This is a genomic window from Arthrobacter sp. 'calajunan' (genome assembly GCF_046940185.1).
In the GTDB taxonomy this organism is placed as follows: Bacteria; Actinomycetota; Actinomycetes; order Actinomycetales; family Micrococcaceae; genus Glutamicibacter; species Glutamicibacter soli.
Map to the genome: position 1 here is coordinate 1 of NZ_JBKZDY010000040.1, position 288 is coordinate 288.

The 288-nt window shown below is 66.7% G+C and carries 1 protein-coding gene; it reads right to left on the reverse strand.

Annotation, left to right across the window (positions count from 1 at the left end; genetic code table 11):
• Window positions 1-288: helicase-related protein (locus RF641_RS17565; RefSeq protein WP_424573733.1), on the reverse strand; the 288-nt coding region annotated here is incomplete at both ends.

Genomic DNA, 288 nt, shown 5'->3' on the forward strand with positions numbered 1-288 from the left:
CGCCGTCGACGTGCACGCCGCGGGCTGCTACGTCGGTGGCGACCAGGACCTTTGCCTCGCCCGAGGCGAAGGCGGCCAGGTTGCGGTCGCGGGCGTTCTGCGACAGGTTGCCGTGCAGGTCACCGGTTGGCACGCCGGCCTTGGACAGCACTACAGCCATCTTCGTGGCGTGGTGCTTGGTGCGCATGAACATGATGCGGCGCGAGGTGCCCTGCGCCAGCACACGGACCAGGTCCTTCTTGTCGTCGTTGCTGACCACGAAGACGTGGTGCTCCATGGTGTTCACTC